Below are 11,812 nucleotides of genomic sequence, written 5' to 3'. Positions count from 1 at the left end.
TTGGTCGCACTCCCCTTCAGTTTGTTGTCAAATCTTACCTAGCCACTAATTTCACGGTAGAGCCAGATGTATTTCTCTGCCGAAGCTGTCCAACTAAAATCACGCGTCATAGCTTGTTCAACCATGGCATACCAGTCATCGGGACGGTCATAGTAGGTTTGAAGGGCTAAATCATAGACTTGTCGCATATTGTAAGCGTCACGCCCTCCAAAGCTAAAACCAGTTCCTTCCTTGGTAGACATATTGTATGGTGCTACAGTATCAACCAAGCCACCTGTTTCACGCACTAGAGGGAGTGTTCCGTAGTGCATTGAAATCAACTGGCTAATGCCGCATGGTTCAAACATAGAAGGCATGAGGAAGAGATCGCTTGCTGCATAAATTTGGTGGGCAAGTGGTTCATTGTAACCACGGTAGAATGCAAATTTATCAGGATAGGCGTGTTTAAAGTGATTAAAGGCATTTTCAATGTCTTCCTCACCATTGCCTAAGATAACAAATTGGACATGGGCTTGAAGAAGATGGCCAAGTACCTCGGTCAAGAGATAGAACCCTTTTTGCCATGTCAAGCGAGAGACGATACCTATCAATAGGACATTCTCATCTTGTGGAAGGGCAAATTGTGCTTGCAGGGCCAGTTTATTAGCCTTTTTACTTTCAATCGTTTCAAGACTATAATTTCTCACAAGGTACTGGTCTGTTTGACTATCCCAACTATCATAGTCGATACCATTGACAATGCCAACCAAGTCATATTTGCGCAACTCTAGTACATGTTGCATGTTTTCGCCGAATTCTTCCGTTAGGATTTCGCGAGCATAAGTTTCAGAAACTGTAGTAACCTTGTCAGCGTATAGGATACCAAGCTTCATGAAGCTGATACATTCATCATGAAAACGTGCAATACCATCCAAATAGTAGCTATAGTCCATGCCAAGGGCTGACCAAAGCGCTTGTTTATGGAAAATTCCCTGAAAAGCCAAGTTATGAATAGTGAATACATGCTTGATATTGCGGAATTCTTCGCGGTAGCTATAGAAAGTACGGCAAAGAAATGGAAGGGCAGCAGTGTGCCAGTCATGTGTGTGCATGACATCCGGGAAGAAATGAAGTGCTTCCAACAGACGACATGTAGCATGTTGGAAATAGCCAAAACGCATGGCATCATCGTCATATCCATATAGTTCATCACGTTCAAAGAAATCGCGGTGCTCAATAAAATAGAATGTTACTCCATCAACAACCTGACTGTAAACATTTGCCATAGATTGGATGTCGCCAGCCCGCACATCAAAACTTGATACGTAATCGAAATCAGAGTGATTATTTACTGCAATTTTTTTGTAGAGTGGTAGAACGACTCGGACATCTAAACCCTGTTTTACCAATTCTTTTGGCAAAGAGCCAATAACATCAGCCAATCCGCCAGTCTTGATGAACGGAAGTCCCTCGGATGCTACAAAGAGAACAGATTTTTTTGTCATGTTAGCTCCTAAATGATTTGGTGTGGTTTCAAGTATGAAGGCGAAGTTTCGCTTCCCTTGATGTCAATTGGGTGAATAATTTTAGTTGCTTTATCGATAATTGCATTTTCAATATTCGCCCCACTCTTGATTGTCACGCCATTGAGAATGATTGAGTTTTTGATAACAACACCTTCTTCAATGATAACATCGCGGTCAATGACTGAATTTTCGACTTGACCATTGATATTCGCTCCATTTGAAATTAGGCTACGTTTGACCTCTGCCAATGGACCATACAAACATGGTGAGCTATCACTTGTTTGGGTATGGATTGGCCAATCATGTTTGAAGAGGAGTTTGCGGGTATCTTGGTCAATCAATTCAATTTGAGTATTGAAGTAGGAAGCTGTCGTATTGATACATGCGACATAATCACGATGTGCATAGCCCATAATCTTGTACTGGTCAACTGTATCACGTAAAATATCTTTTAACCAGTAGAGAGACGACACTTTGTTAGCACGTTTAATCAAGTCGATAAATGTAGTCCGTTTCATAATGTAGGCTTCAAGGGAAACGGGACGGTTTTTATATTTACCGTGGTTTTCCTCAAAAGCTACGACACGACGATCTTCACCAAATTTGAGAGTTTGGCAGCCGATGAAATTTTCTTTAGCATCTGAAACGTTTTTATAAAGAACGGTAATATCAGCATCCGTTGCAATATGGTCATCCATGACTTTTGAAAAATCCTGGCTATAGATGAAGTAAGATGGAGCAACTAGCACATAATCTTTTGTAGACTTTTCGATGTAGTGGATGTTTTCTGTGAAGGCATTAATATCGTGACGATAGACACTATTTGGGTCTGTTGCGCTATTGAGCAAGCGAAGGGTACCGCGTTTGCTGTTGATATTATAGTGTTTTCCTGTACCAACGTGCTGAATTGTTGAACGCATTTCGGCAGGCATGTATACTTGGAATTCTGTAATTCCAGAGTTTGACATATTGGATAGAGCAAAGTCAATTAGGCGATAACGACCTAAGAAACCGAAAGCTTGTACGCCACGGTGCTTCATCACGTCACCAAAATGTACGTTGTTTCCTTCAATATTTACAATTCCGAGAGTATTTCTTAGCATAGCAGTCCTTTCTTACTTGGTTACATTCTTGTCGATCAAGAGGATATGGTCGATGTCTCCTGTGAGTTTAACTCCGTCGGCAATTTTAATATTTTCAGCGACGATGACGTAGTCAAGCTCAACACCTTCGCCGATAATAGCACCAGGCAGGACGACAGAATTTTTTACTACGGCATCTTGGTTGACCTGTACATCTGTTGAAATAACAGAATGTTCTACTGTACCATCAATAACTGCTCCTTTATCAATATAGGCAGATTTAACAGTTGCAGTCGCACCAATGACTTGGGCAGGAGAACCCTTGTCCTCTGAATAGATTCTCCATGAGCGATCAGAAAGGTCCAAATCTCCAGCGTGATCAATCAAGTCCATATTGGATTCCCAGAGGCTGTTAACGGTTCCTACGTCTTTCCAATAACCACGGAATGGATGGGCAATGAGAGTGCGGCCATCTTCTAAGTATTTCGGAATGATGTCATGCCCAAAATCGTGAGATGAAGTGTCCAATTTGTCATCTTCTTGAAGGTACTTTTTCAAGGTCTTCCAAGTGAAGATATAGATACCCATTGATGCCAAATTGCTCTTAGGATTTTCTGGTTTTTCTTCGAATTCTTCAATGCGATAATCTTCATCCGTATTCATGATACCAAAGCGAGAAGCCTCTTTGATTGGCACTTCAATAACCGCAATTGTAGCGTCGGCTTTTTTCTGAATATGAGTATCAAGGAGTTTGTCGTAATTCATCTTGTAGATGTGGTCACCTGAAAGAATGAGGACGTATTCTGGATCATGAAGATCGATGAAGTCAATATTTTGAGTGATTGCATCAGCGGTGCCTTTGTAAAGACCAAAACCTTCAATCTTCTCACTTGGTGGCAGGACAAAGATACCAGAACCTTGTACGTCCAATCCCCAACGTTGGGATTGTGCAACATAAGAGTTTAATAATACAGGTTCATACTGGGTCAATACACCGACAATATCGATACCAGAGTTGGCACAGTTACTGAGAGGAAAGTCAATAATGCGGTACTTTCCGCCAAATGCGACTGCTGGTTTGGCGACTTTTTTTGTCAACCCTTCTAAACGCGTACCACGTCCACCAGCAAGAATCATAGCTAACATTTTATTTTGAGCCATCTAACCACTCCTTAATATATATGATATGTGTATTATAGCATAAACTATAAAAAAATGAAAGCGTTTCCTAGAAGAAAAGTGAAATATTCCAAATTTCTTTTCAAAAGCTTTCATAAATATATTATAACATATTGTTTTGTGTATGTCTATATAAGAATAGATTTATTTTTTACCAAATTTTACTTCTTCTAGCAAGTAATTGATAAATTTTTCACCCATGTCCGATAACATGGATTTTTCATGTTGGATATAAACCAATTCAATCTCATCATCAAATTCAAGTGGAATAGATACGATGTTATCCCCATTGAGATTTGAATTTAAGATACCAGTCGCAATTGTATAGCCATCTAGACCAATTAAGAGATTAAAAAGGGTGGCTCGGTCAGAAACAACGATCGATTTTTTATGGTGTTCCTGAGCCAAAATCTCTTCGGCAAAGTAGAAGGAGTTGTGGATACCTTGCTCATAGCTGAGATAGGGGAAATCGGCTAGTTCTTCAAGGCTAATGGATTTCTTACTTGCTAGTGGATTGGTCTTGCTGACAAATACGTGTGGTTTCGCAGTAAATAGATGTGTATAAGATAGGCGGTTATCGTCCAAGAGTTTTAACAAAACATCTCGGTTGAAATGGTTGAGGAAGAGGACACCGATTTCTGAACGGAAGTTCTTAACGTCATCAATGATTTCCCATGTCCGCGTTTCTCGTAGAAATAGTTCGTAATCTTCCAAGTCCGTCTCTTTCAATAGAGAAACGAATGCGTTGACCACAAAGGCATAGTGCTGGGAAGATACACTAAACAGTTGTCGCTTGGCATTTGGGTTTTTATAGCGGTCTTCCAACAGTTCAGTCTGTTCTACGATTTGACGGGCATATGAAAGAAATTCCATACCATCTTTTGTCAATGTAATCCCTTTTGAATTGCGTAGAAAAATTTTGATATTCATCTCTTTTTCCAAGTCTCGAACGGCGTTGGAAAGGCTGGGTTGGGTAATGAAGAGTTGCTTGGCAGCCTCATTCATACTGCCAGTTTCTGCGATTTTGATAATATAGTACAATTGTTGAATTCTCATACTTCTATTGTAACATGATTTGACAAATTATTTTAAAAAATGTATAATTCTAACAATTTATCCTTTAATTGAGTCCAGAGAGGCGAAAAAGGGAACGTGATAAATAGGGCAAATGTTGCCTTCTTTTCGTGTAACCTTGCTAGCCAGCAAGGTTTTTTCTCTTATATCGACTTTCTTGCTTTCTGTGTTTCATAGAATAGGAGAGAAGATGATTTTAAAAGAACAGATGTTGCTAGTTGATCAAGTCCAGCTTGCTCCACGTATTTTTGCCATGACCTTGCAAGGTGAGATGGTTCAGGATATGAAAATGGGTCAGTTTATCCATATTCGTGTTCCTGATGATTCCATGCTCCTGCGAAGACCGATTTCTATTTCAGAGATTGATAAAATCAAATCGCACTGTCGGATTATTTACCGAGTGGAAGGTCAGGGGACGGAAGTCTTTTCAAAAATGCCAAATGGTCACTTTTTGGATGTCATGGGACCGCTTGGGAAAGGGTTTGAAATAGACTTTCTCAAGGAAGGAGACCACATTCTCATCATTGGTGGAGGTATCGGAGTTCCTCCCTTGGTGGAAGTGGCGAAACAGGCGGCGAACCGTGGTGTCAATGTCACGTCAGTCATTGGCTTTGCCACCAAAGAGGCTGTCATTTTGGAAGAAGAATTGGCAAATTATGGCCAAGTCCATGTCACAACGGATGATGGCTCCTATGGGCAGAAAGGCACGGTTGCACGTGTGGTGGAAGAGCTAACAGACGAGTTTGCTGCCATCTATTCATGTGGGGCTCCAGCTATGATGAACTATGTTGACCAACGCTTTCAGGACCATCCTCATGCCCACATCTCCCTGGAAGCCCGCATGGCCTGTGGCATGGGAGCATGCTACGCCTGTGTGGTCAAACCTATAGAGGGCCAGGAGCATGAAAACAAGCGTGTTTGTAAAGAAGGTCCTGTTTTCGCTACTGGCAGTCTGATATTATAGGAGGTTGATATGACAAAACGATTAGCGATTTCCTTACCAGGCTTGGACTTGAAAAATCCCATCATTCCAGCCTCTGGCTGCTTCGGTTTTGGTCAGGAGTATGCGGACTACTATGACCTTAACCAGCTTGGTTCCATTATGATTAAGGCGACTACCCGTCGTGCCCGTTATGGAAATGCGACTCCCCGTGTGGCCGAAACACCAGCAGGTATGCTCAATGCCATTGGACTTCAAAATCCAGGTGTTGATGCCGTCTTATCCGAAAAATTACCATGGCTAGCGCAACATTTTCCAGATTTGCCAATCATTGCCAATGTAGCAGGCTTTTCCAATGAAGAATATGCCTATGTGTCAGGGGAAATGTCAAAGGCTTCAAACGTGAAAGCCATCGAGCTGAATATTTCCTGTCCTAATGTGGACCATGGCAATAATGGTCTTTTGATTGGACAGGTGCCTGAATTGGCTTACCAGGCTGTAAAAGCAGCAGTCGAAGCCTCATCTGTACCTGTTTACGTTAAGTTGACACCAAGTGTGGCAGACATAACCCTGTTGGCCAAGGCTGCTGAGGATGCTGGAGCGACTGGCTTGACGTTGATAAATACTTTGGTTGGTATGCGATTCAATCTTAAAAATCGCCAGCCAATCTTGGCAAATGGTACAGGAGGAATGTCAGGCCCAGCAGTTTTTCCGATTGCTCTCAAACTCATTCGTCAGGTAGCTCAGATGACCAACCTTCCTATCATTGGCATGGGTGGTGTGGATTCGGCTGACAAGGCTTTAGAGATGATGATTGCAGGAGCTTCAGCGATTGGAGTTGGAACGGCCAATTTTACAGACCCATTTGCCTGTCCAACTATTATCAAGGATTTACCCGAACGCATGGATGTTTATGGGATGGACACCCTAGAAAATTTACGCCAAGAAGTTAGAGAAAGCTTGGGTAAGCGTTGACAAAGGTAAAATAAAAGAGTAATATAAAGAAAATATCTCCTTTAACTAAGTCCAGAGAGGCTAGGAAGGTGTCATGTAATATGCTTGAAAGGTGATTTTCAAGCTGAATTCGTGCACATCCCTGACCGATTTGGCAGGGATTTTTGTGTATAATGAAAGGATTTTATGAAAGAAACAAGACCAATTATTGCCCTTGACTTTGCAGGTAAAGAAGAAGTTCAGTCTTTTCTGGAACAGTTCCCACCAGATGAGAAACTCTATGTAAAGGTTGGAATGGAGTTGTATTATGCGGAGGGACCAGGTATTATCAATTATTTGAAAGGCTGCGGTCATAGTATTTTTCTAGATTTGAAACTGCATGATATTCCTAATACCGTCGAGTTTACTATGAAAGTCTTGGCAAAACTCGGTGTGGATATGACCAACGTTCACGCTGCTGGTGGTGTTGAGATGATGCGGGCAGCACGAAGGGGATTGGGTAAGGATGCTGTTTTAATAGCGGTCACTCAGTTGACCTCTACCTCAGAGGAGCAGATGAGAACAGACCAGAATATACAGACTAGTTTGCAGGAAGCGGTTGTTCATTATGCTCAAAGAGCACAAGAAGCTGGTCTTGACGGGGTGGTTTGTTCAGCGCATGAGGTGGCTTTGATTAAAGGTGCTACGAGTTCTGATTTTGTGTGCCTGACGCCAGGGATTCGTCCGACTGGCGGTGAAGTAGGCGATCAGAAACGAGTTATGACACCCGCAGATGCTGCTCGAATCGGTAGTGATTACATTGTGGTAGGTCGCCCGATTACAAAATCAGAACATCCTTACCAGACCTATTTGTCTATTAAAGAGGAATGGAATCGTGGATAAGGTTTATCAGGTTATCATCGATAGACCTATCGGGTATATTGATAAATTTGGCAACCAGTACCCCATCAATTACGGCTACATTCCAAATCTATTGGCTGGAGATGGTGAAGAGCAAGATGTTTACATCATTTCCAAAGATGTTCGGCAGTCTTTGACAGCTTTCGAGGGGAAATTGGTCGCTATTATCCATCGCAGAGATGATGTTGAGGATAAATGGGTTCTGACAGGTCTTGATGAAAAACTTACCGTGACAGAAATAAAAGAGAAAACCGATTTCATTGAACAGTATTTTAATTCATGGATTGAAATGGTGGACTAGGAGAAGTCTGTAAGAATTCAACAGGGATAAATATAGTTTTTTATAGGGTTCATAGATTGAACCAGTACTTTAGGAGTGACAGACTATTCGGCGGGATGGTCATGTTGGAATGGTACGCATTTAGAAGGAGGTCTATTATGACACTAGCAACAGAAATCGCATCACACTTATTGGATATTAAGGCAGTTCATCTGCGCCCTGAAAAGCCGTTTACATGGGCATCAGGTATCAAATCCCCTATCTATACAGATAATCGTATTACACTATCTTATCCTGAAACTCGAAATCTGATTGAAGATGGCTTTGTCCAACGCATTGAAGAAGAATTTCCTGAGGTTGAGGTGATTGCCGGAACGGCCACAGCAGGTATTCCCCATGGTGCTATCATTGCAGATCGGATGAATTTGCCATTTGCTTACATCCGTAGCAAGCCAAAAGACCATGGTGCAGGGAATCAATTAGAGGGGCGCATCGTCAAGGGACAAAAAATGGTTGTCGTTGAAGATCTGATTTCTACTGGAGGGTCTGTTCTAGATGCCGTAGCAGCAGCTGAGCGTGAAGGCGCTGACGTTATTGGTGTTGTGGCAATCTTTACTTATGAATTGCCAAAGGCAGATCGTAATTTTGACAATGCTGGCGTGAAATTGGTGACGCTCAGCAATTATTCAGAGTTAATCAAAGTCGCAAAAGTACAGGGATATATCAATGCAGATGGTTTGAATCTGCTTAAAAAGTTCCGTCAAAATCAAGAAACTTGGCAGGAAGACTAGATTTAAAACGAGCCCACGCACGATTTCTGGGAACTTATCCTGTAAAATGGTATAATAGTCTCCAACGTATTTTGAGAATACAATAATTGACCGTATGAGGAGAAGAACATGATTTCAGTTATCGTGCCTTGTTTTAATGAAGAAGAGGCAATTCCCTATTTTTACGATGCTATGGAGAAAGTTCGTAAGGAGATGGGGGAACAATTTGAGTATATTTTTGTCAATGATGGTTCAAAGGATAGGACATTAACGGTTTTACGCCAATTGTCTGGTCAAGACCGAGCTGTTCGCTATCTTTCCTTTTCAAGGAATTTCGGGAAAGAAGCTGCTCTCTATGCAGGTCTACAAGCTGCGCAAGGGGATCTTGTAACCGTTATGGATGTTGATTTGCAAGATCCACCCGAAATGTTGATGGAAATGAAGGCTATGTTGGATGGAAATCCAGATTTAGATTGCGTTGGAACCCGTCGTGTCAGTCGTGATGGTGAGCCACCGATTCGAAGCTTTTTTGCGAAATTATTCTACAAATTGATGAATAAAATCAGCCAGGTCGAGGTAGTAGACGGTGCCCGTGATTTCCGTCTCATGCGTCGTCACATGGTAGATGCTATTCTATCTGTGTCTGAATACAATCGCTTTTCAAAAGGCATTTTTGCCTGGGTTGGATTTGAGACAGAATACTTGCCATATGAAAATGTTGAGAGGGTTGCTGGTGAAACTAGTTGGTCTTTCTGGAAATTGCTTTCTTATTCTATTGAAGGAATCATCAATTTTTCAGATACACCTTTGAATATTGCCTCCTATACAGGTTTCTTCACCTTCCTATTGTCGCTAGTTCTAATGGTTTTTGTGGTTTTCAAAACCTTGGTGTTCGGAGATCCTACAATTGGCTGGCCGTCGACTATTTGTATCATCCTATTTTTGGGAGGTTTGCAGTTGATGACCATTGGTATTCTCGGTAAATATTTGGCAAAAGTTTTCTTGGAAACGAAGAAACGTCCGATTTATATTGTTAAAGAGAAAAGTTCAAACTAGGAGCAGTTTATGGAACATTCAGCTTGGCACGAATTGATAAAGGCACAGTTGCCAGAGCATTATTTTGGTAAAATCAATCAGTTTTTAGATCATGTTTATTCTGGTGGAACCATTTATCCGCCTCGTGAGAAGGTATTTGCTGCCATTCAAACAACGGATTTGGAAGAGGTTAAAGTAGTTATTTTGGGACAGGATCCCTATCACGGACCTGGTCAGGCACAGGGCTTGTCATTTTCTGTTCCGAACTCGGTACCAGCTCCGCCATCTCTTCAAAACATCTTAAAAGAATTGACGGATGATATTGGCGTCAAACAAGATCATGATTTGACAGCATGGGCGGAACAAGGTGTGCTTTTGCTCAATGCTTGTTTAACTGTGCCAGCAGGTCAGGCAAATGGACATGCAGGGCAAATCTGGGAGCCTTTTACGGACGCTGTTATTAAGGTGGTCAATAGCTTAGACCAGCCTGTTGTCTATATTCTTTGGGGTGCTTATGCTCGCAAGAAAAAGGCGTTGATAACCAATCCAAAACATCTGGTTATCGAATCTGCTCATCCAAGCCCTCTTTCAGCCTATCGAGGTTTCTTCGGAAGCAAGCCCTTTTCACAAGCAAATGCCTACTTGACTTCACAAGGTAGAACAGGAATTGATTGGCTGCGATAGTAGATGGTAATGGCTTTGGTACTACAAAGGAGAATATGAATGTTATTAGTGAAAAATGGTCGTGTATTGGATCCGCAATCTGGTTTAGACAAGGTTTGCGACATCTTGATGGACGGAAGTAAGATTGTTAAGATTGCGGGGTCTATTTCAGAAGAAGTTGAGCAAGAAGTGATTGATGCGACAGGATTAGTCGTTGCTCCTGGTTTGGTCGATGTTCATGTGCATTTTCGGGAGCCTGGTCAGACCCATAAAGAAGATATTCATACAGGAGCTCTTTCTGCAGCAGCGGGTGGTTTTACTTCTGTTGTCATGATGGCTAACACTAATCCGACGATTTCAAATGTTGAAACCTTAAAAGAAGTATTGGATTCCGCTAAAAAAGAAGCTATTCACATTTATAGTGTGGCAACCATTACAGATCATTTCGACGGTCAAAATCTGACCGATTTTCCTGCTTTGCTAGAGGCGGGAGCGGTGGCCTTTTCGGACGACGGTATTCCTTTGACAAATGCTGGCGTGGTTAGAAAAGCTATGAAATTAGCCAAAGAGCAGGGCTGTCTCATCAGTCTGCATGAAGAAGACCCTGACCTGAATGGTGTCTTGGGACTCAACGAGCAAGTAGCTGAAAAACATTTTCATGTTTGTGGAGCAACAGGCGTAGCAGAATACAGTATGGTCGCTCGCGATGTCATGATTGCCTATGAAACGGGAGCGCGTGTTCATATCCAGCATCTATCCAAAGCCGAGTCGGTCAAGGTGGTTGAATTTGTTCAAGGTCTCGGAGCAAACGTCACGGCAGAAGTAGCACCCCAACATTTTTCACGAACTGAGGACTTACTTCTAACAAAAGGTGCCAATGCTAAAATGAATCCGCCATTACGCTTGGAAAGTGACAGATTAGCGGTTATTGAGGGATTGAAATCTGGTGTTATCTCTGTCATTGCGACGGACCATGCACCTCATCATGCAGATGAGAAAAATGTAGAGGATCTTACGCAAGCTCCTTCAGGAATGACAGGCTTGGAAACCTCGCTTTCACTTGGTTTGACGCATCTGGTGGAAGAAGGGCATCTGACCCTCGTGCAATTGTTGGAGAAAATGACTATTAATCCAGCCAAGCTCTATGGTCTTGATGCTGGCTATCTTGCTGAAAATGGCCCAGCTGATCTTGTTATTTTTGACCCAAATGCAAATCGGTTGGTCACAGCAGATTTTGCCTCGAAGTCTGCTAATTCTCCGTTTGTTGGTGATAGTCTGAAAGGACAGGTCCTTTACACCATTGCAAATGGACAAATAGTATTTGGTAAATAGGAAATGGAGGCTGGGCAAAAAGCTTAACCTCGCTTCTCAGGGTTCGTGTCAACATCTCAGCGCAGTGGTTGATTGGGTTTAACAGTCCAGTGGACTGT

Annotated in this window: 12 protein-coding genes; 8 read left to right on the top strand and 4 right to left on the bottom strand. The window is 42.1% G+C overall.

The window, feature by feature from the left end; translation table 11 throughout:
- Window positions 1–38 precede the first annotated feature (38 nt).
- The 4 genes from glgA to F9856_RS02830 all read right to left on the bottom strand — a co-directional run bounded on the left by glgA (window position 39) and on the right by F9856_RS02830 (window position 4,822).
- Window positions 39–1,484 carry a glycogen synthase GlgA gene (gene glgA / locus F9856_RS02845; RefSeq protein WP_202105666.1) on the bottom strand — a complete coding sequence of 482 codons (1,446 nt, stop codon included), beginning with the start codon at window positions 1,482–1,484 and terminating at the stop codon, window positions 39–41.
- Window positions 1,485–1,492: 8 nt separating this feature from the next.
- On the bottom strand, window positions 1,493–2,608 hold the full coding sequence (gene glgD, locus F9856_RS02840) for a glucose-1-phosphate adenylyltransferase subunit GlgD (protein ID WP_002935157.1): 1,116 nt from the start codon (window positions 2,606–2,608) through the stop codon (window positions 1,493–1,495).
- 12 nt (window positions 2,609–2,620) lie between these two features.
- Complete coding sequence (locus F9856_RS02835; RefSeq protein WP_202105665.1) at window positions 2,621–3,748, bottom strand: glucose-1-phosphate adenylyltransferase; 1,128 nt, start codon at window positions 3,746–3,748, stop codon at window positions 2,621–2,623.
- 162 nt (window positions 3,749–3,910) lie between these two features.
- Window positions 3,911–4,822 carry a LysR family transcriptional regulator gene (locus tag F9856_RS02830; protein WP_202105664.1) on the bottom strand — a complete coding sequence of 304 codons (912 nt, stop codon included), beginning with the start codon at window positions 4,820–4,822 and terminating at the stop codon, window positions 3,911–3,913.
- A gap of 208 nt (window positions 4,823–5,030) precedes the next feature.
- Here F9856_RS02830 and F9856_RS02825 point away from each other — a divergent pair, with 208 nt between their 5' ends.
- The 8 genes from F9856_RS02825 to F9856_RS02790 all read left to right on the top strand — a co-directional run bounded on the left by F9856_RS02825 (window position 5,031) and on the right by F9856_RS02790 (window position 11,714).
- Entirely contained in the window at window positions 5,031–5,804 is a 774-nt protein-coding gene (locus F9856_RS02825; protein ID WP_236659528.1) for a dihydroorotate dehydrogenase electron transfer subunit, read from the top strand.
- Between the two features lie 9 nt (window positions 5,805–5,813).
- Window positions 5,814–6,755, top strand: coding sequence for a dihydroorotate dehydrogenase (locus tag F9856_RS02820; RefSeq protein WP_202105662.1), 942 nt, complete (start codon window positions 5,814–5,816; stop codon window positions 6,753–6,755).
- A 165-nt stretch (window positions 6,756–6,920) separates the two neighbouring features.
- A complete protein-coding gene (gene pyrF / locus F9856_RS02815) occupies window positions 6,921–7,616 on the top strand; it encodes an orotidine-5'-phosphate decarboxylase (RefSeq protein ID WP_202105661.1) in 696 nt (231 codons plus the stop codon).
- The gene (locus F9856_RS02810; protein ID WP_202105660.1) at window positions 7,609–7,935 is read left to right on the top strand and encodes an inorganic diphosphatase; all 327 of its coding nucleotides are present in this window, start codon (window positions 7,609–7,611) and stop codon (window positions 7,933–7,935) included. The genes pyrF and F9856_RS02810 overlap by 8 nt, the downstream gene beginning before the upstream one ends.
- A 137-nt stretch (window positions 7,936–8,072) precedes the next feature.
- Window positions 8,073–8,705, top strand: a complete 633-nt coding sequence (gene pyrE, locus F9856_RS02805) for an orotate phosphoribosyltransferase (RefSeq protein ID WP_014637891.1) — start codon at window positions 8,073–8,075, stop codon at window positions 8,703–8,705.
- Window positions 8,706–8,813: 108 nt separating this feature from the next.
- On the top strand, window positions 8,814–9,740 hold the full coding sequence (locus tag F9856_RS02800; RefSeq protein ID WP_202105659.1) for a glycosyltransferase family 2 protein: 927 nt from the start codon (window positions 8,814–8,816) through the stop codon (window positions 9,738–9,740).
- A 9-nt stretch (window positions 9,741–9,749) separates the two neighbouring features.
- A complete protein-coding gene (locus tag F9856_RS02795; protein WP_024417311.1) occupies window positions 9,750–10,403 on the top strand; it encodes a uracil-DNA glycosylase in 654 nt (217 codons plus the stop codon).
- A gap of 39 nt (window positions 10,404–10,442) precedes the next feature.
- On the top strand, window positions 10,443–11,714 hold the full coding sequence (locus F9856_RS02790; protein ID WP_202105658.1) for a dihydroorotase: 1,272 nt from the start codon (window positions 10,443–10,445) through the stop codon (window positions 11,712–11,714).
- The last annotated feature ends 98 nt before the right edge of the window (window positions 11,715–11,812 follow it).

Source organism: Streptococcus suis (genome assembly GCF_016743335.1).
Lineage (GTDB): Bacteria > Bacillota > Bacilli > Lactobacillales > Streptococcaceae > Streptococcus > Streptococcus suis_Y.
The sequence above is the reverse complement of the archived record's forward strand: the minus strand, read 5'-3'. Positions and strand labels throughout refer to the sequence as shown.